Consider the following 21,546-nt stretch of genomic DNA (forward strand, 5'->3'; position numbering starts at 1 on the left):
TCACCTCAAAGCGCTTTGCGATCATTGAAACCCTGTGCGACCACGACAGCACGTAGCGTAGAGCCGACGATGCACTCAGCGCAAGGGCGCTGCATGCCGCCCCTTGCATTGGCGTGTCACTCGCCACAAAGCCCTCCTCCACTTCGAGATGTCGCACGGGATCGGCCTTCGCGACACCATTTCGTAATCAGCCTCCGGTCTGCGTCACTATTTCTGCCCCGACGCCCTTGGGTTGGCATGACGACCGATAACGAGAGGCAGCGGCTGCTTTGGCGCGCCAAGTTCTTCGGTGGCCGCCCCATCTCCGCTTACAGGGACCAGGTTGCTTGCAGGGAGGGCCGCTTCGAGTGCTCGGCGTACCAACTCGCGACGACAGGATGGCGATCGCGCCAGCCAACGTCACCGAAGCGAAGGTCCAGGTACCACAGGGCGCAGGCCACCGTCAGGGTACCGATGTCCACGCGTTGCGGCGCGATGAGCGTGGGGTTGGCCGACAGGTGGGCCAATGAGGTCTCGGCCTTGTCAAGCTGGGCGGCGCGCCACTCGCGCCAGCGTAGAGGCTCAGGTCGGGCTACGTCCTCATAGCGGGCGATCAATGCGCCGTCAAGGATGCCATCGCCTAGGGCCTGCAGCGTGAGCGCGTTCCAACGCGCATCGCCACTGCGCGGAAACAGCGCGCCGTTGCCAAGCATGTCAAGGTATTCGCAGATCACTCGGCTGTCATAGAGCACGGCACCGTCGTCGGTGATGAAGGTCGGCACCTTTCCCAGCGGGTTCTTCGCGATGATGTCTTGATCGCGCGCGACCGGATTGGCGTTCGACGGAAGCAATTGCACGCGGTCGGCAAGGCCCAGTTCATGTGCCACGACCAGGCACTTGCGCACGTAGGGGGAGAAGGGGGAGAAGTAGAGTTGCATGAATTTCACCTATTCATAGTTTGTTGGCTTATGCATGCGCCAGTTGGCGCCCGGCGATCCAGCCGAAAGTCAGAGCCGGGCCGAGCGTGATGCCGGGTGCCGGGTATTCGCCGCCCATCACCGAGTGCATGTCGTTGCCCGCCATGTACAGGCCCGGGATCGGCCGGCCGGCCGCATCGAGCGCCTGGGCGTGTTCGTTGCAGGCGATGCCCATCGCGGTGCCGATGTCGCCAGCCACCACCTTGACCGCGTAGAACGGCCCTTGGCGCAGCGGCCCTAGGCAGGGATTCGGCTTGTGCTCGCCATCGCCGAGGTAGCGGTTGTACTCGGTGCTGCCCTTGCCGAAGTCGTCGTCCCGGCCCTTTTCGGCAAGCGCGTTGAAGCGCGCGGCCGTTGCCTCGAGCGCCGCACCGTCGAGGCCCAACGATTCGCCCAGTGCACGCAGCGTCTGCCCCTTATGCAGGTAGCCAGCCTTCACCAGGTGTTCGCGCGGGCGGCCACCCGGCAGGGCCAAGCCCATTCCCCACTTCTCCATGAAGTCGTGATCGCACACCAGGTACGCGGGCACCGTCGGCACGGTCTCGTGCGAGCGGTACATGGCTCGTACGAACTCGTGATACGACGTCGATTCGTTCACGAAGCGCTGCGCGGCGCCGTTCACCGCCATCAGGCCTGGCTTGGCGCGGTCCCACACTAGGTGCGGGTAGCGGGTCACACTGCCGTCCGCCCGCTGCAGCACGGACACGGGCGCCCAGAAAGCCGGGTTGGTGTGGCCGTGACCGAGCACGGCGCCGGCATCCCGGGCCACAGCGATGCCTTCGCCGCGGTTGTCCTGGGGCGACATTGACCAGGGGCCGCTCGGCTTCGGGTAGTGCGTCCCGCGCAGCGCTTCGCCCCACGGGAACCCGCCGGTCGCGACGACGACGCCATGTCGTGCCCTGATCCGCGTGGGTCGGCCCTCGCGCACCACCGTGACGCCGTTGACAGCGCCGTCGGTGAGTTCGAGCTTCTGCAGCGGGGTGCTGAGCCAATAGTCGATCTTGCGGTCGAGCACGCTCTTGAAGAGCCGCGCCGCCAAGGCGTTGCCCAGCACGAGACGGGTGCCGCGGTGGTAGCCGCGCAGCCGGTCGGAACCAAAACGCAGCACAAGCTTCATGCCCTCGCGCCAAGAGGTGAACGACCGCGTGACCGCCAGCAGGTGATTGGCGTCCGTCATGTTGATCATCATGCCGCCGAGCACCATGAACTCGGGCAGCGGGTCGCGGAGTTCCTTGAACTTCGAGCCGAGTTCGCGGCCGTCGAACATCGCGGGGTCCAGCGAGCGGCCACCCATGGCGGCGCCATCGCGGTCGGGGTAGTAATCGGGCGAGAAACTGCGCGCGACCAGGCGCACGGCCGTGTGCTTCTCGAAGTAGTCCACCATACCGGCGCACTCGCGCACGAAGGCCTGCTGCAGCGCGGCCGGGGCGGCGTCGCCCACCGTGTTGCGCATGTACGTCCACACCTTCTCGAAGGTGTCGGGGTGACCAACTTTGGCCGATTGGGCGTTGAGCGGCGCCCAGACCGCTCCACCTGATACAGCGGTTGAGCCACCGACCTTGTCGGTCTTTTCAACCAGCAAGACGCTGCAGCCCTCGATCTTCGCGGTGAGCGCGGCGGCCATGCCCCCGGCACCTGCGCCGATCACGACCACGTCGTACTCGGCGTCCCAGGCAGAACTCGTCATGAACCCGAGCCTCCCAGCGATTTGCCACCGTCGACAAAGAGCACCTGCCCGGTGATGAAGCCCGTCTGCGGCGACACGAGGAAGGAAACTGCCTGGGCAATGTCCTGCGGCCGACCAGCCTTGCCGGTGGGCTGCAGCGCCAACTGCGCCGCCAAGCGTTCGGGTGTCAGCGCGCGCAAGATCGGCGTGTCGATGAGACCTGGTGCAATGGCGTTGACGAGGATGCCCCGATACGCAAGTTCCATCGCGCTGGCGCGCGTGTAGCCCACCACCGCCGCCTTGGAAGCGACATAGTGTGGGTGGTTCTTCGCGCCAAGGTAGGCGCGCGAGGCGATGTTCACGATTCGGCCGCCGTCCGGCATCGTCTTGGCTACCTCCTGCGTGAGCGTTGCTACGGCGATCAGATTGACCTCGTAGGCGCGCCGAAAGTCGGCATTGGTGACATCCATGAACTTGCGTTCGTCGAAGATGCCTGCGTTGTTGACCAGCGCGCTCACAGGCGGAAGCGACTGCACCAGACCGCGCACGGCGACTTCGTCGGTGAGGTCGAGCACGCGGCACTGCACGTCAAGGCCCAGGGCTTTCAGGCGTTCGGTCTCACGCGTGGCCAGCGCTTCGTCGCGGTCCACCATCACCACCGCGTAGCCGTCGCGCGCGAGGCGTTCTACGGTGGCCAGGCCCATGCCGCCGGCACCGCCGGTGACGAGCGCGATCGGTTTGCTGTTGTCGGTCATTTTTCCGAAGCTCCAATCAGGCCGAGAGGAAGCCGCCATCGACCGGCAGCACGACACCATTCACATAGCTCGCCATGGGCGAGCAGAGAAAGACCACGGGCCCGACGATCTCCTCGACCTCGCCGCCACGCGCCATCGGTGCGCGCTTCATGTACCAATCGGTGCCGCCGGCCACGGCCAGTTGAGGGGCGACCATTTCGGTCAACATCAGGCCGGGCGCGATGGCATTGGTACGCACCCCGAAGGCCGCGAGGTCGCGGGCCAGCACCTGGGTGAGCGAGCGCACGGCCCCCTTTGATGCCACATAGCCTGCCGACGAGATGCCGCTCACGAAGGCCACGATCGACGACAGGTTGACGATGCAGCCGCGGGTCTTCTTCAACGCCGGCACGAAAGCGTGCGTGACATTGAACAGGCCCTGCAGGTTGACCTCGATCAGGCGGTCCCAGACCTCGGTCGCCTGCGGATCGTCGATGCGGGCGCGGCCCGAGATGCCGGCGTTGTTGATGAGGATGTCGATCGGTCCCAGTCGGCCTTCGAGCTCAGCCGCGCAGGCCTGCACCGCGGCGCGATCGCACACGTCCAGCGCAACGCTCCAGGCCTCGCCGCCTGCGGCGGTGATCTTCGCCACAGTGGCTTCGGCGCGCTCCGCATCCACATCGGCCACGACCACGCGTGCGCCTTCTCTCGAGAAACCCAGCGAGATGGCGGAACCCAGCCCGCCGCCTGCGCCGGTCACCAGCGCGAGCTTGTCCTTCAACAGATCCATTCGAATACTCCTGACTAGGAAATGGGGCGCCTTCTAGACGCCGAGGTAGGCCCGGCGAACGGCCGGGTCGTTCATGAGTCGGGCCGATGCGCCCTGCAGCGTGAGTTCGCCGTTTTCCAGGATGTAGGCGTGGCTGGCCACCGTGAGCGCCAGACGTACGTCCTGCTCCACCAGCAGGATCGTCAGACCCTGTTCGCGGTTCAGGCGCTGGATCGCCTCGAAAATCTGCTCGACCAGCAAGGGCGAGAGCCCCATCGACGGCTCATCGAACATGATCAGCCGCGGGCGCGACATCAGCGCGCGGCCGATGGCCAGCATCTGCTGCTCGCCCCCGGACAGTGTGGCGGCACGCTGCTCTGAGCGCTCCTTCAGACGCGGGAACATGATGTAGACCTTGTCCAGGTCTTCGGCCATCGCGGCGCGGTCACGCCGCAGGAAGGCACCAAGTTCCAGGTTCTCCCGCACGCTCATCTCCTTGAAGACCTCACGGCCTTCAGGCACCTGTACCAGGCCGCGGCGAACGATCTCGTCGGAGGGCAGGCGGTGGATGGTCTCGCCCGCGAAACGCACCTCACCGGCCGTGGGGTTGATGAGGTGCGAGATCGCGTTCAGCGTGCTGCTCTTGCCCGCGCCGTTGCTGCCCAGCAGCGCAACGATGGCGCCCTCCGGCACGGACAGGCTTACATCCGACAGCGCCTGGATCGCGCCGTACGACGCGCTGATGCCGCGCACTTCGAGCAAGGGGCTTTTCGTCTGTTCAGGCATGCGCGGCTCCCTTGCCCAGATAGGCTTCAATCACCATGGGGTTCTCACTGATCTCCTTCGGGGTTCCCTCGGCGATCTTCTGGCCGAAGGACATGACGGTGATGCGGTCGGAGATCGACATCACCAGCTGCATCACGTGCTCGACCAGCAACACCGTGATGCCGTCCTTCTCAGCCAACTCGGTCAGCAGACGATCGAGGTTTTCGATGTCTCGGTTGCGAAGGCCCGCGGCTGGCTCGTCGAGCAGCAGCAGGCGCGGCTTGAGGGCCAGGGCGCGGGCGATCTCCAGCAACTTCTGGTGGCCGAAGTCCAGCTCCTTGGCACGAGTTTCTCGGTCGTGGGTCAGGCCTACGCGCTCGATGAGGCTGTCGACCAGATCGCGGATCTCGCCGCTCGGGCGGCGCATCAGGCGACCCAGCGTGTTGGCGCTGTGCGAATGGCAGCCCAGGAGTACGTTCTCGTACACGCTGAGGTCGCCGAAGAGCTCCAGGTTCTGGAAGGTGCGCGCGATGCCCATGCCGGCCATGCGTGTGGGCGCATGGTGCGTCACGTCCTCACCGTCGACCACAATGCGGCCGGCGGTCGGCTGGTAGTAGCGCGAGATGCAGTTGAAGGTGGTGGACTTACCGGCGCCGTTGGGTCCGATGAGCGCGTGGATGGAACCACGCGCGACCTCGAACGAGAGGCTGTTGACGGCCACCAGTCCGCCGAAGCGCACTGTGATGCCGGAGACCTCCAGGAAGGGACGTGCATCGTTCATGCCTGCATCTCCTTGTGCAGCACTTCGCGCGCCGCTCGGCGGTTGCGGTCGGCGAACAGTCCCTTCGGCTTGAACATCATGAAGCCCATGAGGATCACGCCGTAGATGATTTCCTGCACCGACATGAGCTGGCGCAGCAACTCCGAAATGAGGCCGAAGGCGATGGCGCCTGCCACAGCGCCTCGTACCGAGCCTATGCCGCCCACCACGACCATCGTGAGCACGAGAATGGTGGTCTGGAAGCCGAGGCTTTCGGGGTGGATGAAGGACGTGAACAGCGTGTACATGCCGCCCGCGATGCCGGCGAACGCCGCCGAGATCGCGAAGGCACTTTGCTTCGTGGCCTTGACATTGATGCCCATGGCCATGGCCGCCACGTCGCTCTCGCGCACGGCCCGCATGGACGAGCCGTACTGCGAACGCGCCAGGGCCACCGTGAGCCACAGCATCAGGCCGGTCAGCACGATCACGAAGGGGTATGCCTGCAAGTCGTTGGTGAGCTTGTAGCCAAAGAGTTCGGCCGGGTCCATCTTCATGCCGTTGGAGCCGCCAGTGACCTTTTCCCAGCTCAGGAAGCCCCATTGCATCGCCTCGCCGAAGGCGAAGGTGGCCAGGGCCAGGTAGATGTCGCGCATGCGTAGTGCGAGGTAGCCGATGAGGTAGCCCAGCACCGCCGACAGGAAGCCCCCCGCAATGATCGAGATGAAGAAGGGCGGGTGCCAGGCCGTGTTAATGATGCCGGCCGTGTAGATGCCGATGCCGAAGAAGGCAGCGTGTGCGAGGGCGAACTGCCCTGACTCACCGATCACCACGTGCATGCCCAAGGCCAGCACGACGAAGACCATCAGCAGGTTGACCACGTACAGCACGTAGCCCGACACCGTGAACGGCAGGATCAGCAAAAGGACGGCAGCGGCCACCAGGGCCCAGTGGTCGCGGGTCATGGTTTTCATACTTTCTTGACTTGAGGCTTGCCGCCCAGGATGCCCTGCGGCCGCAGGATCAGCGTGACGAGGATCGCGAGGAAGGGCGCGACCACGATGGCGTTGGTCGAGATGAACAGGCCCACGAGGTTCTCCACGATGCCGATGATCAGCCCCCCCAGCACGGCGCCGGGCAGGCTCGTGAAGCCGCCGACGATCGCAGCGGCGTAGGCCAAGATCGCGATGTGCGCTATGTCGGGCGTGATGAGGATCTTGGGCGTGATGAGCAGGGCAGCGAGCGCGGAGATCACGCCGGCCATGGCCCACACCATCATCCGGATGCGCGACAGGCGGATGCCAACGATCTGCGCCGCACGCGGGTTCATGCCCACGGCGCGCATTGCCTTGCCGATGCGCGTGTGGCTGAACAACAGGTAGATGAGGACCATCGCGACGAGCGACGCGGCGAAGATCGCCACGTCCAGCCGCGTGAGGAAGGCGTCGCCGATGATCACGGGGTCGTTGGACACGAGCGACGGCAGCGAGCGCGGCGTGTCGCCCAGGCCCGTCTGGCGCACCAGCCCCTTGAGCGTATAGGCCAGACCCAAGGTCGCGATCACGAGCTGCGGCCCGACGCCCTTGGAGTGCGTCACGCGCTCCATCACCACGCGCTGAAAGAGTGCCGCGCCTACGGCCACGGCGACCACGGTGACTGGAATCACCAGGGCGTACGACCAGCCGGCGATCAGCAGCAGGGACAACGCCACATAGCCGGCGATCATGAAGATCTCGCCCTGCGCGAAATTCGGCACGTCGGTGGTTTTGAAGATGGCCACGATGGCGATGGCCAGAAGCGCATAGACGCTGCCGGTCACCAGCCCCGAAAGAAGGCCCTGCTGCAGAAACAGCCAGATGTCACTAGTGTTCATAGCGTTGCCGGGAGCGCTCGCTCTCGCGGGCCGTCCTCTCGTCCTCGTTGGTTACTTGGGCTGGTACGTCCAGAGGCTGCGGTAGGCGCCGGGCACTGCGGCCATGTCGGTGCCATCGAACTTCAAGTAGATGGCCGACTTCTGGCCGGCGTGGTCTGTGGGGGTCAGCTCGATCGGGCCTGCCATCACGGTCGAGTCAAACTTGGTCTGCGACAGGGCGGTGAGGAACTTCTCACGCGTGAGCTGTGGGCCTGCAGCCTTCAGTGCGTTGACCACGGTCATCGCTGAAGGGATGCCGTAGGGCATGTAGGTCTGGGGGTAGCCAGGTTTGGCGGCCAGTTCGGGGTAGTAGCTCTTGTACATGTCGTACACCCACTTGAGCTTGGGGCCCCCCGCCACGTCGGCCATGACTTCCTGCAGGTACACATTCTTGAATGCATCCTTGCTGCCCACGTTCTCGACCAGTTGCTTCAAGTCGGCCGTGCCGTTGACGGCGATGACGATCGGCTTGTTCCAGCCCAACTCCTGAGCCTTCTTGACCAGCAAACTCACAGGACGGGCGTAGGTCGTGATCAAAAGCACGTCGGGGTTGGCCGCGCGGATCTTGAGCATTGGTGCGGTGACGTCGGTCAGATTCGGTGCCACCGATTGCACTTGCAGGTCCACGCCGAGCTTCTTAGCCTGAAACTCGGCCGCTTCGAGGTTCCAGCCGCCGTAGGCATCGTCGTGGTTGATGTAGCCGATCTTCTTAGCCTTGAGGTGTTCGGCCGCGAACTGCACCATCGAGCCGCCGACTGCGCGCTGCGAGATGGAGAACGCCCCGTAGATGTACTTGGACGGCGGGTAGAGCGCGCCGTCGCCCGAGGCGTTGAGCATCACCAGCGGAATTTGCGAGCGCTCGACGTATTCACGCGCGCCGACCACGGCGGCCGAGCACGAGCCTCCGTTGAGGGCGAACACCTTGTCCTGCTCGGTGAGCTTCTTCACCGCAGCAAGAAGATCGTTGGCGTTGCAGCGGTCGTCTTCGACCACCAACTCGATCTTGCGTCCGTGGATGCCGCCTTCCTTGTTGATCTTGTCGTAGTACATCTTCGCCGCGTTCATCACGTCGAAGCCGTAGGCCATCGAGTTGCCCGACAGCGGGCCAAACAAGCCGAGCTTGATAGTTTTGTCGGTCAGACCGGGATCGCTCTGCGCGTGCGCGCATAGAGTAGACAGAGCGGCCGTAACGGCCACGAGAAAGGACTTGACGGGTTTCAAGGGAGTCTCCTTTTGAATTGCGGGTGGGTACGGGGGGAACGGTTCAGGACACTGGCTGGGCAGCCGCGTCGCTCTTCTCGAAGCCGGGACGAGGGATAAGGCTGAGCCAGGCTTGTGTCAGGCCGCCGTCGACGAGGATTTCCTGGCCGCTGATATAGCTGGCACGATCGCTGGCCAGGAACAGGATGGCACCCACGATGTCCGACGGCGTGCTGATGCGGCCCGCTGGCACGATCTGTTGGCGGCGGCGGCGCACAGCTGGGTCTTGGTAGATGCCTTCGCTCATCGGCGTGCGGATCATGGCGGGGCTGACGACGTTGCTGCGCACGCCGTGCTCGCCCAACTCCACAGCCAGCAGTTGCGACAGCATCTTCACGCCTGCCTTGCTCACGCTGTAGGCGCCGCTGTAAGGCTGGGGAATGGTGGCGGAGATCGAGGCGATGTGAACCATCGAGCCGCCGCCAGCGGCGATCATCTGACGGCCGAAGGCCTGCGCGCACACCAGGTAGCCCGTGAGGTTGACCGAGAGCAGCAGGTTCCACTTGTCGACCGCAATGTCCATCAGCGCGTCGGCGTACAGAGAAGCCGCGTTGTTGACCAGCAGCGCGGCTGCCCCCCAAGCTCGCTCGACCTGCGTTGCAGCGGCCTGCACATTTTCTGCACTGGTCACATCGCAGGTGATCGTCAGGACCCGGCCTGTGTATTCGTCCAAGCCAGCGGCCAACTCCGCTAGTCGATGCGCATCCCGGTCAAGCAACGCCACGCGGGCGCCTGCGCCCAGGAGTTGCAACGCCAGTTCCGAGCCGATGCCGCCGCCGGCGCCCGTGACAACGCAGACCTGATTTGTCAAACCCAGCCAGCTACCACCTGCCTCTTGATGCGCCTTTGCCATTGCACACTCTGCCTTTCTTGAAATGGACCGCTATCTCGTGAGCAGCGAGTATGTATACATGAATGGCAAAAAGACTTGGTGAATACCCTGATACTGGTCATTTTAGGTCCACTATGTATACTTGTTACACGGCACAGGAGACACGAACATGAGAACGTTGGCGCAAGACGTGACTGAAACTCTTCGCAACTGGATCCTTCAGGGACAGATGCACGCAGGAGAGCGCCTGGAAGAAATTCCATTGGCGGAGAAGTTGGGTGTGTCGCGAACGCCGGTACGGAGTGCACTAAGCACGTTGACCGGCGAAGGTTTGATCGACCACCAACCTAAGCGCGGCTATCAGGTTCGGGGCTTCGACATGGAGGAGATCGCGGCCGCGTACGACGTTCGAGCCGTACTGGAGGGTCTAGCCTGCCGCAACGCAGCCAGTCACGGCTTGAACGATGAGCAATCGAAGCGATTACTCAGCGCTCTGGCGGACGGCGATCGCATCTTGGCGTGCGGCGAACTTCGTCCGGAAGACCATGAGCCCTATCAACAAATGAATGTGACCATCCACGATACGTTAGTTGAGGCGGCCGGCAATCCTTGGGTCACCCGCTTCGCAGAGCAAGCGCAAAACATTCCGTTCGCCTCGGATCGGATCATTCTCTGGGATGACCATGCGATCATCCTGCGTTCTCATGTTGATCACCATCGCATCGTTGAGGCGATCATGGCTCGTGATTCGGTTCGTGCCGAGCAGTTGATGCGCGAGCATGTTTACTACGCCGGGCTGATCCTGCGGCGCAACTATGAGAAATTGCTGAGCCAAGGCGCCGATGCACCCGGAGCGAAGCCACCCAGGCGCAGTGAAGCTTGAAAATCATCCGCGGCGATCACGAGCAAAGACTTTCCGGTATCAACAGCCTAAAGGCAGGTAGGAGTTGCAGATTGAGCGATTCCAAGTTTCGAACTTCGCGGCACGCAGTTCGGTTCACCCGGGTCCGGCCGCGGGCTCGCCGACATTTGATGACAAGGTCGGAACAACCGCGATCAGTCTCAAAGTTGCCTCTCAGCGCCTCGCCTTCAACGACCGCACATCGCCGAACTGTGCCACACGACGCAATGCCCAAGACAGCGCCCCGAACCTCCTACGCTGACACCGCGAGTGCGGCAACGACTGCGGAGCCCAAGGCCTCGTCGGAATCAACGTAGCGACTGCGTCGTTGCTCGTGTCGACCTCCACACATTTGGCCGACTTCACGAACGTGCCCCAGGAATTGACGGCTGCAAGTTCAAGCACCGGTTCGAAGAAGTTCGGACTGCCACGATGATCAGGCCGAATAGCCGCCGTCCACACTGACACTGGTGCCCGTCACGAAGGCCCGAAACTGGACCCTTCGCAATGGCGATGCGCACGAGGGCCTGGCCGAGACACGTCCGCGCTTGGTCCTCAATGACCCCGAGGCCATGTGTCAGGCCGCGGAGATGGCGCTGGGCGTTGCGCTGAAGGCGACTTCCGCTTCTCAAGCCGTGAATACCGGTTGAGTGCTCGTCTTGAACGACGGCTTCTGGACCGCGAGCACCAGTTCGTCGGCCGTGCCTGGGAGGCGACCTTCGGCGTGATCGCCCGGTTGGCCAAGGCCTGCTATCGGCGAGTTTGGCGAACAGGCAGTCCCGGCCAACTCCCGTCGGTCGCGCGTCTTGCCGTGATGGCCGGTCGCGAGATCCCAAGCGGACATTGACTGACGCGTCATCGCTTCCGATGACGCGTCGGCCACGCGACACACCTAATCTCATGCAGCAGCTCAGTCTGCGCGAGGAGCCCCTATGGAAGAGCGCACCGTCCGATGGCAAGTCTCGCTGAACCACCTGTCCGCCACGAAGGAATCGACCATGCTTGCCAACCTGGATCTCATCGACTGCACGGAACCGCCGAACATCACGGTGCCGCGTGGAGGAATGATCTGCCTCGACAACGTGCGCGGCATGAATCTGCGGGTCATGCGCGGACTGGTGTGGGTCACTCAAGATGGTGGCAGCGAAGACGTCAGTCTGAGCGCCGGCGAGTCGTTCTGCATCACTCGCAGCGGCCGGACGCTGGTGAACGCATGCCAATACACCCCGTTGACGCTGGTGATGCTTGAGCCGTCGGTCGCCATCGAGCCGAAGCTGATTGAGCGCCTGCGCCGGCTCTTCGCACCCATGAATGCAAACCACCGCGGCCGCCATCAAGGCCAACGCGGTGAAGTCGGGCAGCGCGAGCACCGGCCACAACCCGTTCGACTGTAGCTCTGGGAGATCGCCATGAAGTCAATCAGCGCAACTCGCGCGGGATGTTTGTCTGCATTGCGTTCGCCGCGTCCGACCCGGAGCCAACGCCGTTCGGGGACTGAAACGAGGCGTGCGGCGCGGAGCGAGACATGAACTGGTTGGGGGCAGCCCTGTTGCTGGCCGGCGTCGTGATTGTCGGTCCGGCCCGAGCCGATGGCGAGTGCCGCCCGCTCAAGCAGGTCGTCAAGGAAAGCTCGGAAGCCGGCTACGCCCGCTTTCTCTATGCGAACGAGATTGCCAACGAGGACAGATCCTCCAACCGGATCGCGACGCGCAGCGCAGGCGCGTCGCGTGTCCGGAAGGAGCTCGAGCGGATGGTTGAGGTCTCGCTCGACGCCGGGACGTTCGCCGAACAGGCGGTTGCCAACGGCGTCATCGATTCCGGCGGTGAGGAGCAATTCGTCGCCCAGGCTCGGCAACGGCTGTATGCGAGTCTGAAGCGCAACTACGCGGATGCGGCCTGGCTCGTGCTGATGGTCAACCCATCGACGAAGAAGGGCATCGTGCTGGTGCGGAAATATGAGTTTCCGCGTCAAGGGCTCGCTGGCGTCATGAATGGCGCCGACCAGGTCTGCATACGAGGCCGGCTCGATCAAGTGACTCGCTGGTCGGCCGAGCAGCCCGCGACGACGCTGATGCTGCTCGGTGGCCGCGAGCAGCCCGACTGCGGATTCGCTGTCGGTGTAGGCGTGAGCTGCTCAGGCCTCGGCAGCCAACTCGAGTTGGCTGCGTTGGACGGCGAATCGGTGTTCGCGACGGCAAGAAGCAGATCGGTGCTGTGGGTCTACACGCTCAATCCGCGGACCGGAAAAGGCCGGGCGCTACATGTGAACCCCAACGACGGCACAGCACTCCTGGACACCTGGCTATTCAATATCGACGCGCCACCGCCTTGATGCGCCGCCGGACGAATCGGTGCATCGCCTGCTTCAATGCACCTGGGTGTCCGCTCGAATTGGTGGCGTCGAGCGATGCAGGAGACTCAGCAGCTCGGCCTGCTTTGACGTTCCGGTCTTGGAGAAGATGCGCTGCAGGTGGGTGCGAATGGTCGGCTCGCTGATGCCAAGCATCTCTGCCGACTCGATCCCGCCCAGCCCTTGCGAAAGCGCCAGCAACACGCGCAGCTCGCCGCCGGTCAGCCCGTGCAGCCTGGCAAAGGCCTCGCCCGGCATGAGTGATGCCTGGACGGGGTCCTGCATGAACACGGCGACCGAGGCGGCGAAGGGTGCAAGGATGCCGCCGCGCTGACCGCTCTCGATCGGCAGCAAGGTCGCAACGTAGCCGCCTCCGACACCATCCGGAATTGCCACGGAGTGTTCGCTCCAGGGTGGCCCGGCGTCGTCGCGCGTCGCTGCGTCGATGTTCCTCGCGAGTGCCGCCCGGGCTGCGGGGTCGACGGCAAAAAGCCGGTTGTGGACGAGGCGAATCGAATGGCCGGCCCTGACGTGACGTTCGGCTGCAGCATTCATGTAGACGACGTGACCATCACGGGCTGTGAGGAAGACACCGGTGGCAAGTCCGTCCAGTGTCTTCTCGAGCATCTCCGACCTCAGGGCTCGGATGTCGAGCACATCGGAGATCGCGAGCGCCCGGCACACATGCGGAGATAGAAGCTTGAACAGCCGCACGTCATGCTGCTGGTAGTGCGGCCCCTTCTCGCTACGCGAGGCATGCAGGGAGGCCATGCGGCCGCCGGTTCGCAGCGCCGGAAACCAGATCATGTCCACCAGTCCGAACGGCTCCAGCACGTCGCGATAGAACCGGCTTTCAAGCAATTGTTGGGACTCGGTCGAGAGGGCGCTGACATCGCCGACATTCGAGACGATGTCTGCGACCGCCATCGGGCTTTCAGAGAACTGGCTGCCCAGCTTCTCCAGGAATTCAGGCTGGTATCCGAACACGAACAACTGGTCGTTCTGCACCTGCTTTAGATCATGAACGCAGATTCCGCCCGCCGTGCTTGCGCAGAGGTCCGCGATGCTTCGGCAGGTGGCCGGCCAGCGCTCAGGGTCAAGCGCGCAGTCGTAGATCGCGCCGATCAGGTCGGAAAGTTGTTGAGCGGGGATGCCCTCCAGGCCGATCACTTCGAATTCCTGTCCATGAGAAGGCCGCTTTATCGTGTGAAAGAGCCTGGACGGTATCAGCACAAGGCGATGTCCGCCAGAGATGGCAAGCCCTTTCATCATCTCTTCAGATGACGCCGCGTCGAGGGCAAACGCCTAGTCTCGCGCACCGGATTGTCCCGAAGGAAGGTGTCACCGATGTTCGACCGCACTGTCCGATGGCTGTACGCAGGCGCAAAGACAGCGTCCGTGCGCTTTTACGTGACGCTGATCGCCTGCATTCCTCTGGCGTTCATCTGGAACAGTCCCGCCGGGCATGTCCAGGCGGCAATGAAGCCTGCGCCGGCGAGAGGGACCGCCGCATCCACTCCCGCAGACCCCTCGAGATTCGATTCCCTGCGCAACGAAGCGGCGAGCGGAGACGAGCGCTCCAACCGCAAACTCGCCGGCGCCTTGCTGGACAGGTACGACCTGACTGGCAACTCGGATGACCTCTACGAGGCCATGGTTTGGGTCGATCGGCGGTGGGACAACTCCGGCGAGGCGGAGTTGGCTGCGCGCGTTATCGCGCAATACTGCGGGCAGCGCGTCATTCGTTGGCACCGGATCTGTGCTTTGGGGGAATGATCGCGCCCCTGCGCCGCATCCCGCTGTCTAAGCGCTTGGCGGCGCTTCCGCCCAGGGCACTTCTGGTGTCGGTGTTGACAACGGGAATCAAGGCGTGCTCGCTGCCGAATGAGGACCCGATGACCTACGACAACGTGATGGATACGGTCCACTCGATCGCTTACGAGCCGGATCAGCTGGCCGACCTGCTCGGACACCGGGTGGTGCTCGATCTCAGGCGGTTCGGTACGACCGCCGGCTACTACGTCGACGAGGCGCATGAGATCAGCTTCGGATGCCGCGACGAGGACCGCGAATTTCGGACTGGACGCCATGTGACCGCCAAGGTCGTCGACTTCAACGCCTTGCCAAGCGGCTTCACGACGATCACTCTCGACAAGTGCTCAGCGGACAAGGGCTAGTCGCCGCGCATGAAGAAATCAGCGGGCCGCGGGCTGGACCAAGCTCAGCATTTTTCTGGCAACAACCGGGACTCGTCTGTCCCAGCGGCTGAAAGCCTCCTTCTCGATCCCCATCATCCCGTCGCCTTCGTGTTCGACGTAGACCTTCACAACCTGCGAGCCTTCGCGCTAGCCGGTCGATGCTTTGAACCTCAAAGCCATCGCTACTTTGAAGTGCCTATTCAAGTGAACATTTGGGCTTCATCCTGGAATGGCCGGTCCTGGGCCGGAGGCGGCTGTCTGCCCATTGTGGTCTAGCGAGTGATCAGTGCTGCCCCGTGCCTGACCGAGGCGCCCTGCTCTGCCCTGCCCGCCCTGCTCTTTTTGGTGACTTCGGGGCCATGCTCGAGGAACTCGGTGGAGCCGAATCAACAACTTGCGCGCGCCGTCGTCAAAGTTAGGCCTTAAATTTGATGGAAATCCGGCCTAACTTTGAACGAACTCATTGAGTCCTCCAAGGTTGTCGCACTTGGTTACCCAGGAAAATCAACAGGTTGTGAGCGCCCCTTTCAAAGTTGTGCGGCCCGCTTTTTCAAAGTTTTTGGCCGTTGGGATCTGACATTCAACGACGGCTTCCGGTCAGGTTCGACGTCCGCTGTAAGCCCGCAATGGGCCCTGAACAGACGTTCGCCTGAGCCACAAGCGGAAGTTGCCCGCTCTGTGCCAGTCACTCGTGAACGTTGTTGTGCGATCCCCAACCCCAGCTCAGGCAGGAAAGGATGTCGCCTTCAAGACGTCCGCGAACACGCTGTATTGCGTACGGAAGGCCCGCGGGCTGTAGTCTTGGTAGTAGCCCGCCGTGACGACGACTACCAAATCGAGTTCGGGGACGATGCGGATCGCCTGGCCACCCCGGCCGAGCGCACCGATCCAACCTACGGTGCGCCCATGCGCTGCCGAGCGGCCAGTCCACCACAGATAGCCATAGCCCTGGTCATCCGTCGCTTGAACCAGGGGCGCGGTCGAACCATCGATCCACGCTTTGGACACGATCTGGCGACCATTCCACCGCCCGCCATCGAGGACGAGCTGCCCGATCCGGGCCATGTCGCGCGGGCGCAGGCGCAGCCCGCCGCCGGCGTCGGTGTCGCGGCCGAAGCGGTCCCACTGCTCGCCCGCGATGCCGAGTGGTGCAAGGAGGGTCGCCCGTGCGAATTCATCGAGTGGCTGCCCGGTCGCCTTGTGCATGATCGCCGAGACGAGGGCCAGCGCCCCGGTGCTGTAGAAGAACTGCTGCCCGGGCGGGGCGACGGCCGGGCGGCTGAGCACGTAGCGGCAGGCATCACCCGAAAGGTACATGCGCATCTCGTCGTTGGCGGTGCCGGTCGCCGGTGTCGCTTCGATCCATTGGAGACCCATCGTCATGCCGAGCGCATGGCGCAGGAGGAGGCTATCCCTCTCCGGCGTGCGCATGTCTGCCAACTCTGGAAAGAAACCGAGGATCGGCTCGTCGACGCCGTGTATCAGGCCCCGGTCGATCGCGATGCCGACGGCCAGCGACGCGACGCTCTTCGAGACTGATTTCTGCGCGTGGAGCGTGTAGGCGTCGAAAGCGACGTTCGCGACTCGGGTGCCAAAAAAGCTGAGCGGGACTTCGTCCTTGCCCGCGAAGTAGCGCTCGAACACCAGGCTACCGCGATGAACGACGAGGACGGAATGGATGTTGGCGCCCGATCCCACGAGCTGGTCCGTCATCGTCCGCAAGGCACCGCTATCGACCAGCCTGTCGCCATCGGCGGCCGGCACCGCCCAGCCGTCGTCGCGGGTCTGCTGCGTTGCGCAACCCGATATGGAGGCGGCGGACCCGGCGAGTGGCCCCAGTACCGTGCCTCCGAGGAGCGAGGTGAACCTGCGTCGTCTCAAGGTCGTTCCCTGGATGCGTTCACGAATGTCGGCTATTGGGCCGGATTCTGCCTCAGCGCTGAGTGACTGCTTCTGGCCGTCAGAAGGCAGTGGCAATGCGGGCCTCGCTTGAACTACAAAGCATTCTGCGACAGGCAACGCGCTGCGGATGGGCCACGGATAGCTGCGCACGCTCAACTCCGTGACCAGCCATCGCGGCACTCGTCCTTGCCATTTCGGTAACGGTCTTTGCGGTCAGGGCCTTCCGCCTTGAGATAGACCTCCACGCGTCCTGCCCACGGGAAATATGGTTGAGTCGCCCCCTTGGCCTCGCTAACAGCGCGACCTTCTGGAACCCCAAGTTGGCGCAGTAGCTGCCGCACATAAGCAGCGCGAGCTTCTGAGAGCTCAAGCCGCGCTCGGGAAGAGTCTCCTTCGGATGGGTCCGCATGACCGGTGACAAAGGCAAACTCAAAGCCGCACCAGGAACGGGCCAGGTCGACGGCGGCCGCGAGTCGGCTTCGAGACTCAGCATCCAGAGCAACTGCGTGCCGTTCGAAATCGAGTTGAAGTGTGCTGTCCGCGTAGGTTGACATTGATGCGCACGTCAAGTGGTGTGCTGCAAGAAAGATGGCAATTGCGGCCCATCGGCCGCCTTGTCGGCGCGGCGCATTGAGCACCATGGCCCGGCCCGTTGTCGACGGTATGGGCACACACTTTGTCGAGCATGGACGGCTTTCGGCTGACACGTCGTAATCCCGGTGAAACCTAGGCAGGCAGGTTAATTTCATTCGCGCTGAGCCGTAGATGGGAAGGTCCGCGATTGGTTGCGGATTGTTGACCGCCGGTCGGTCAGTGCGCACACGCTCACGATGGCTTCGTTGTGAGCCGACGACGAAGGTCTGCTCCTGGCCGGCTAAGGCAGTTGGCCGACTTTATCTGGCCAGGGCCATGACGGTCATTCGGGGTGTGCCTCGGAGGCGGTGTTTGAGTCTTTCTTGGCACAACAGCGCTTCATGCCTCATTTGCCGAGAGGCGGTATCGGAATCATCCCTGGGAAGACATACGCCTGCAACATGGCGATCACCCCGATCACCGCGGCCCCGGCAATCGAATGCCAGAGCACAGTCCGGAAGATCGGGCCCAGCGCGTACGACCGCTCCTTCGGGTCGTCATAGCAGGCGGCGCACGCCACCATGATGGATTGAGCGTCGATCATCTTGCCCATCACGCCGCCGGTCGAGTTCGTGGCCACGATCAGGATCGGATTGAGGTTGAGTTGCTGCGCGGTGATGCGCTGCAAGCTGCCGAACAGCGCGTTGGACGCCGTGTCAGAGCCCGTCAGGAAGACACCGAGCCAGCCCAGGTACGCGGCAAAGAATGGGTAGAAGAATCCGGCGCCGGTGAACGCGAGGCCGAGGACCGCGTCGGTGCCTGAGTAGCGGGTCAAGAAGCCGAGGCCCAGCACCTGGGCGATGACCAGCACCGGGATCTTCATCCGGTGCATGGTCTGCAGGAAGGCGTCCTTCCACTGGGTTGCATTCAGCTTGAGGACGAGCCCGGAAAGGAGTGCCGCCACGAAAACGCCCGTGCCTGCGGCGGACAGCCAATTGATCGTGAATCGCGCTGCTTCGGGCTTCGCGTTGACCGGCGCCACCGGCGGCATCCGCTGGACCAGATTGTGCAGCGAGGGCATGTCCCAGACGGGCAGCGACAGGGTACCGCCGAACGTCGAGCCGAGCAGCGTCGTGGTGAATGTGATCCCGGAGAACAGGTTATTGAGGAACGTCTTGAACTCCGGTATGCCCCACAGCGCGCAACAGGCGATCAGGATCACCCACGGCAGCCACGCATAGGCGGTTTCGGCGGCCGTGTACTTGTATTTCCATTCGGTGCTGTCCGTCGTCGCAGTCGCGATGTTCTTGCCGGCCTGGGCCAGCGCCTCGCGCTCGGATCTGAGCAGGAAGCGCGTCTTCGGGTGCCAGACGAAGCGCAGGAACAGCGCTGTGCAGATCACCGAGAACACGCCCGACACCACGTCGGTCATCAGGTGCAGCGCGTTGGTCCCGGATGCGTAGAACTGCATCAGCGCGAACGATCCGCCGGCGCACAACGTCGCCGGCCAGACTTCGAAGACTTCCCTCCAGGTCCCGCCTTCCATCTTCACGAACGTCGCGACCAGCCAGAAGGGCACCAGGACCGAGACGAATGGCAGCTGGTGGCCCGCCATCGAGGACAGTGTGAGCTGATCGAGGCCACTCACGGCCGCCAGCGTGATGATCGGCGTGCCGATCGCGCCCCATGCGACCGGCGCGGTATTGGCGAGCAGGTTCAGCACGGCGGACTGGAACGGCTTGAAGCCCAGGCCCACCATCACGGCGCCGGCGATTGCTACCGGCGTCCCAAATCCGGAGGTGCCCTCGATGATCGCGCCGAACGAGAAGGCGATCAGCACGCACTGCAGCCGCCGGTCGAACGAGATGTGGACGATCGATTCCTTCACGATTTCAAATTGGCCGGCAACGACGCTCATCGTGTACAGGAACATCGCGGCCAGAACGATCCAGATGATTCCCAGGAACCCCGAGAGGGAGCCGAGCGCGAAGGCCGATACGGCCGACGTGACCGGCATCCTGAAGACCAGGCAGGACACAAGGAACGCGGCGATGACGCCAAAAAATGCCGCGTAGGGCGCGGAGATGCCCAGGTGCACATTGCCCTGCGCATCGCGGTGGCGGTGCAAGGCAATGAAGTAGAGCAGCGTCAGGATCGGGACGGCCGCTACGACTGTGGAAAGGAACGCATTTCCCAATGGGTCATAGGTCTGCTGGAACATGGCTTCCCCTCTTCTCTCAGGCGCTCCGTGAAGGTATTTGAGCTTCGGACGTCGGAACAGGCGCCGACGAGGCCCTAGATATCGACAAAGTCAGAACCGCCGTTGAGGCGTTTCGTGCGCCAGGTCAATGAAAGCGCGTGAGCGGCCGGAAAGCGATGCGATTGCGCTCCCACCGTCCTCGTGCTCCCCGCTCAGGGCGATCCGGCATTTGTGATCGCCCTTCCACCGAAGATCCGCGTGCCCCGAGATGACCCCGTCAAGAGTCGAACCGTTGAGCTCAACCAAGACATTCCAGCCGTCGTACTCGAACCGATGCACTGCAGAGTTGGTCATCGCCAGGGTCCTCCAAGTAGTGCTACCGCTCCCTCGATAAAAACTAGCCCGCGTACTCCCGGCCAACAAGCCCACGGCCAATCCACAGTACGCCACGATGGGCCCGTCGAGCGCCCTCAGGCGACCGTCCTTGCGGCAATCCACCGTGATGAATTCGCCGTGGACAGCCGCAAGCACGCCAATGGCTTCAAGGACATAGGCACTTCGCAAATAGGCACGGTTTTCCCTGACACGATCAAACACGCAGACGGGACGCAGCCTGCGATTGACGATCGCATGCATGGCCGTGTACCGGAACTGCGTTCGATCGTTCAGAAGTTCGAGCGCCGCCGAAAGACCCCGCTGTGCCAGGCACGCCGTGAACACCAACAACTGCTCCTCGAAAGGGAGGTCGACGGATGACACGCTGGGCCTCGAATTGTTCTGATTGTCCAGAGGGGCGAGACTTTCAGTATAGATAGGCAATCTATCAAAATGCTACTTTTTTCTGAACGCCATCAATTCGTCGCGCGCGTGTTCCGACGGCGCCGGTTCGAAGCTGACCAGTGACTGACGGCGCCAGCCGGCGGCCCTCTCCCATCACGTCAGTGGTGCATTTTCCGATTCGCAATTCCGGCGATCATGGCCTGCAGATTGAAAGGGAAGCATGCCCGGCCGGGCGCTACCTACGCGGAGTTGCGTGGCGGCCAAGCTGCGAACTTCGGTTGCCGGTCCTCAACTGGACGGCGCGGTTCAATGACCGGTTCTGGCGCATTCTGCCCGCCGACCCGAGGTGCAAATGGCTCGTCGATGTCGAGTCGCTCTGCCATCAGCAGTGCGAACAAGCGTTCAAACGAGCCGCCCTCTCTGTCTGCGACCGACATCATCGATGGCGGGATATTGAGTCCGAGCCGCGTTGGAAACAAGCTGCCCAAGACGCTGATCCGGAAAGCGTTTCCAGAGCTCGCCAAGCAATTCGAGCATTTCAGGGATTCGAGCGGGGTCGCGCATGAAACGTCCTACGGAACAAACGCGGCCGGAGCGGTGAGCTCGGCAGAGAGTTTCTTCTTCGGATCTTTTGCCCTTGTGTAGTTAAACGGCGGATATTCAAAATGGTTTTCGTAGTACCACCAGAGCAGTTGATTTTCTGCCTCGAGCAACGTTTTTCCGAAGACTGAGTAGTCATTACAAACGGAGAGGCGAATGGGTCCATACAGTTCGATCGCGTGGGCGTTGCGTTTGATGGTGGCGTGCTTCCCAGCCCACTGTTCATAACGACGCTGGAAAGTTGTACCCGTTTGACCAATGTAGAGAATGTCGCTCTCCTTGACCAACCGGTTTACCTTCTTCGCGGACCGAAAGAGGTAGACGACCTTCTCGGGCTCCGTTGCTGACGCCTCTGCGCGCCTGCGGCGCTGCACTCCTGGTTGCCTCC

22 protein-coding genes are annotated in these 21,546 nt (G+C 63.1%); 6 read left to right on the forward strand and 16 right to left on the reverse strand.

The features are described 5' to 3' along the window. Positions 1 to 308: 308 nt before the first annotated feature. Genes AC1DSF_RS21800 through AC1DSF_RS21845 form a run of 10 tightly spaced genes read right to left on the reverse strand, consistent with a single transcriptional unit; the run spans position 309 to position 9,675 of the window. Complete coding sequence (locus tag AC1DSF_RS21800) at positions 309 to 917, reverse strand: glutathione S-transferase (protein ID WP_478127710.1); 609 nt, start codon at positions 915 to 917, stop codon at positions 309 to 311. A 28-nt stretch (positions 918 to 945) separates the two neighbouring features. Next, on the reverse strand, positions 946 to 2,643 hold the full coding sequence (locus AC1DSF_RS21805; RefSeq protein WP_478127711.1) for an FAD-dependent oxidoreductase: 1,698 nt from the start codon (positions 2,641 to 2,643) through the stop codon (positions 946 to 948). After that, a complete protein-coding gene (locus AC1DSF_RS21810) occupies positions 2,640 to 3,377 on the reverse strand; it encodes an SDR family NAD(P)-dependent oxidoreductase (protein ID WP_478127712.1) in 738 nt (245 codons plus the stop codon). Before AC1DSF_RS21810 ends, AC1DSF_RS21805 begins: the two co-directional genes overlap by 4 nt. A 16-nt stretch (positions 3,378 to 3,393) precedes the next feature. Next, positions 3,394 to 4,146 (reverse strand): SDR family NAD(P)-dependent oxidoreductase, encoded by a 753-nt coding sequence (locus AC1DSF_RS21815; RefSeq protein ID WP_478127713.1) that lies wholly within the window; start codon positions 4,144 to 4,146, stop codon positions 3,394 to 3,396. Between the two features lie 33 nt (positions 4,147 to 4,179). Beyond that, a complete protein-coding gene (locus AC1DSF_RS21820) occupies positions 4,180 to 4,911 on the reverse strand; it encodes an ABC transporter ATP-binding protein (RefSeq protein ID WP_478127714.1) in 732 nt (243 codons plus the stop codon). Further along, a complete protein-coding gene (locus tag AC1DSF_RS21825; RefSeq protein WP_478127715.1) occupies positions 4,904 to 5,671 on the reverse strand; it encodes an ABC transporter ATP-binding protein in 768 nt (255 codons plus the stop codon). The genes AC1DSF_RS21820 and AC1DSF_RS21825 overlap by 8 nt, the downstream gene beginning before the upstream one ends. Next, complete coding sequence (locus AC1DSF_RS21830; protein ID WP_478127716.1) at positions 5,668 to 6,624, reverse strand: branched-chain amino acid ABC transporter permease; 957 nt, start codon at positions 6,622 to 6,624, stop codon at positions 5,668 to 5,670. The genes AC1DSF_RS21825 and AC1DSF_RS21830 overlap by 4 nt, the downstream gene beginning before the upstream one ends. Then, complete coding sequence (locus AC1DSF_RS21835; protein WP_478127717.1) at positions 6,621 to 7,523, reverse strand: branched-chain amino acid ABC transporter permease; 903 nt, start codon at positions 7,521 to 7,523, stop codon at positions 6,621 to 6,623. The genes AC1DSF_RS21830 and AC1DSF_RS21835 overlap by 4 nt, the downstream gene beginning before the upstream one ends. Positions 7,524 to 7,574: 51 nt before the next feature. Beyond that, the gene (locus AC1DSF_RS21840) at positions 7,575 to 8,783 is read right to left on the reverse strand and encodes an ABC transporter substrate-binding protein (protein ID WP_478127718.1); all 1,209 of its coding nucleotides are present in this window, start codon (positions 8,781 to 8,783) and stop codon (positions 7,575 to 7,577) included. 43 nt (positions 8,784 to 8,826) lie between these two features. After that, on the reverse strand, positions 8,827 to 9,675 hold the full coding sequence (locus AC1DSF_RS21845) for an SDR family NAD(P)-dependent oxidoreductase (protein WP_478183415.1): 849 nt from the start codon (positions 9,673 to 9,675) through the stop codon (positions 8,827 to 8,829). Positions 9,676 to 9,823: 148 nt separating this feature from the next. Here AC1DSF_RS21845 and AC1DSF_RS21850 point away from each other — a divergent pair, with 148 nt between their 5' ends. The 4 genes from AC1DSF_RS21850 to AC1DSF_RS21865 all read left to right on the forward strand — a co-directional run bounded on the left by AC1DSF_RS21850 (position 9,824) and on the right by AC1DSF_RS21865 (position 12,887). Next, positions 9,824 to 10,537, forward strand: coding sequence for a GntR family transcriptional regulator (locus AC1DSF_RS21850; RefSeq protein WP_478127720.1), 714 nt, complete (start codon positions 9,824 to 9,826; stop codon positions 10,535 to 10,537). A 664-nt stretch (positions 10,538 to 11,201) separates the two neighbouring features. Beyond that, positions 11,202 to 11,402 (forward strand): hypothetical protein, encoded by a 201-nt coding sequence (locus tag AC1DSF_RS21855; RefSeq protein ID WP_478127721.1) that lies wholly within the window; start codon positions 11,202 to 11,204, stop codon positions 11,400 to 11,402. A gap of 85 nt (positions 11,403 to 11,487) precedes the next feature. Further along, positions 11,488 to 11,949 carry a DUF2917 domain-containing protein gene (locus AC1DSF_RS21860; RefSeq protein WP_478127722.1) on the forward strand — a complete coding sequence of 154 codons (462 nt, stop codon included), beginning with the start codon at positions 11,488 to 11,490 and terminating at the stop codon, positions 11,947 to 11,949. A gap of 131 nt (positions 11,950 to 12,080) precedes the next feature. Next, on the forward strand, positions 12,081 to 12,887 hold the full coding sequence (locus AC1DSF_RS21865; RefSeq protein ID WP_478127723.1) for a hypothetical protein: 807 nt from the start codon (positions 12,081 to 12,083) through the stop codon (positions 12,885 to 12,887). Positions 12,888 to 12,920: 33 nt separating this feature from the next. Here the strand turns inward: AC1DSF_RS21865 and AC1DSF_RS21870 are convergent, their stop codons facing one another. Next, positions 12,921 to 14,075, reverse strand: coding sequence for a helix-turn-helix transcriptional regulator (locus AC1DSF_RS21870; protein WP_478127724.1), 1,155 nt, complete (start codon positions 14,073 to 14,075; stop codon positions 12,921 to 12,923). A gap of 177 nt (positions 14,076 to 14,252) precedes the next feature. Here AC1DSF_RS21870 and AC1DSF_RS21875 point away from each other — a divergent pair, with 177 nt between their 5' ends. Together AC1DSF_RS21875 and AC1DSF_RS21880 are read left to right on the forward strand one after the other, a co-directional pair. Then, complete coding sequence (locus AC1DSF_RS21875) at positions 14,253 to 14,681, forward strand: hypothetical protein (protein ID WP_478127725.1); 429 nt, start codon at positions 14,253 to 14,255, stop codon at positions 14,679 to 14,681. Continuing rightward, on the forward strand, positions 14,678 to 15,082 hold the full coding sequence (locus AC1DSF_RS21880; protein ID WP_478183416.1) for a hypothetical protein: 405 nt from the start codon (positions 14,678 to 14,680) through the stop codon (positions 15,080 to 15,082). The genes AC1DSF_RS21875 and AC1DSF_RS21880 overlap by 4 nt, the downstream gene beginning before the upstream one ends. Before the next feature lie 744 nt (positions 15,083 to 15,826). Here AC1DSF_RS21880 and AC1DSF_RS21885 read toward each other — a convergent pair. The 5 genes from AC1DSF_RS21885 to AC1DSF_RS21905 all read right to left on the reverse strand — a co-directional run bounded on the left by AC1DSF_RS21885 (position 15,827) and on the right by AC1DSF_RS21905 (position 21,532). Beyond that, positions 15,827 to 16,984 carry a serine hydrolase domain-containing protein gene (locus tag AC1DSF_RS21885; protein ID WP_478127727.1) on the reverse strand — a complete coding sequence of 386 codons (1,158 nt, stop codon included), beginning with the start codon at positions 16,982 to 16,984 and terminating at the stop codon, positions 15,827 to 15,829. 173 nt (positions 16,985 to 17,157) lie between these two features. Next, complete coding sequence (locus tag AC1DSF_RS21890) at positions 17,158 to 17,754, reverse strand: OmpA family protein (protein ID WP_478127728.1); 597 nt, start codon at positions 17,752 to 17,754, stop codon at positions 17,158 to 17,160. Between the two features lie 230 nt (positions 17,755 to 17,984). Then, complete coding sequence (locus tag AC1DSF_RS21895) at positions 17,985 to 19,799, reverse strand: L-lactate permease (protein ID WP_478127729.1); 1,815 nt, start codon at positions 19,797 to 19,799, stop codon at positions 17,985 to 17,987. Positions 19,800 to 19,889: 90 nt separating this feature from the next. After that, positions 19,890 to 20,537 carry a hypothetical protein gene (locus tag AC1DSF_RS21900; protein ID WP_478127730.1) on the reverse strand — a complete coding sequence of 216 codons (648 nt, stop codon included), beginning with the start codon at positions 20,535 to 20,537 and terminating at the stop codon, positions 19,890 to 19,892. Positions 20,538 to 21,130: 593 nt separating this feature from the next. Next, positions 21,131 to 21,532, reverse strand: a complete 402-nt coding sequence (locus AC1DSF_RS21905; protein ID WP_478183417.1) for a hypothetical protein — start codon at positions 21,530 to 21,532, stop codon at positions 21,131 to 21,133. Positions 21,533 to 21,546: the final 14 nt, after the last annotated feature.

Source organism: Variovorax sp. 01N429 (assembly GCF_056399425.1).

What these genes read in the sequence shown, in the direction of transcription:
- AC1DSF_RS21800 (WP_478127710.1), bottom strand. Translation starts at nt 917, where the DNA reads ATGCAACTCTACTTCTCCCCCTTCTCCCCCTACGTGCGCAAGTGCCTG.
- AC1DSF_RS21805 (WP_478127711.1), bottom strand. Translation starts at nt 2,643, where the DNA reads ATGACGAGTTCTGCCTGGGACGCCGAGTACGACGTGGTCGTGATCGGC.
- AC1DSF_RS21810 (WP_478127712.1), bottom strand. Translation starts at nt 3,377, where the DNA reads ATGACCGACAACAGCAAACCGATCGCGCTCGTCACCGGCGGTGCCGGC.
- AC1DSF_RS21815 (WP_478127713.1), bottom strand. Translation starts at nt 4,146, where the DNA reads ATGGATCTGTTGAAGGACAAGCTCGCGCTGGTGACCGGCGCAGGCGGC.
- AC1DSF_RS21820 (WP_478127714.1), bottom strand. Translation starts at nt 4,911, where the DNA reads ATGCCTGAACAGACGAAAAGCCCCTTGCTCGAAGTGCGCGGCATCAGC.
- AC1DSF_RS21825 (WP_478127715.1), bottom strand. Translation starts at nt 5,671, where the DNA reads ATGAACGATGCACGTCCCTTCCTGGAGGTCTCCGGCATCACAGTGCGC.
- AC1DSF_RS21830 (WP_478127716.1), bottom strand. Translation starts at nt 6,624, where the DNA reads ATGAAAACCATGACCCGCGACCACTGGGCCCTGGTGGCCGCTGCCGTC.
- AC1DSF_RS21835 (WP_478127717.1), bottom strand. Translation starts at nt 7,523, where the DNA reads ATGAACACTAGTGACATCTGGCTGTTTCTGCAGCAGGGCCTTCTTTCG.
- AC1DSF_RS21845 (WP_478183415.1), bottom strand. Translation starts at nt 9,675, where the DNA reads ATGGCAAAGGCGCATCAAGAGGCAGGTGGTAGCTGGCTGGGTTTGACA.
- AC1DSF_RS21850 (WP_478127720.1), top strand. Translation starts at nt 9,824, where the DNA reads ATGAGAACGTTGGCGCAAGACGTGACTGAAACTCTTCGCAACTGGATC.
- AC1DSF_RS21860 (WP_478127722.1), top strand. Translation starts at nt 11,488, where the DNA reads ATGGAAGAGCGCACCGTCCGATGGCAAGTCTCGCTGAACCACCTGTCC.
- AC1DSF_RS21865 (WP_478127723.1), top strand. Translation starts at nt 12,081, where the DNA reads ATGAACTGGTTGGGGGCAGCCCTGTTGCTGGCCGGCGTCGTGATTGTC.
- AC1DSF_RS21875 (WP_478127725.1), top strand. Translation starts at nt 14,253, where the DNA reads ATGTTCGACCGCACTGTCCGATGGCTGTACGCAGGCGCAAAGACAGCG.
- AC1DSF_RS21880 (WP_478183416.1), top strand. Translation starts at nt 14,678, where the DNA reads ATGATCGCGCCCCTGCGCCGCATCCCGCTGTCTAAGCGCTTGGCGGCG.
- AC1DSF_RS21890 (WP_478127728.1), bottom strand. Translation starts at nt 17,754, where the DNA reads ATGAAATTAACCTGCCTGCCTAGGTTTCACCGGGATTACGACGTGTCA.
- AC1DSF_RS21895 (WP_478127729.1), bottom strand. Translation starts at nt 19,799, where the DNA reads ATGTTCCAGCAGACCTATGACCCATTGGGAAATGCGTTCCTTTCCACA.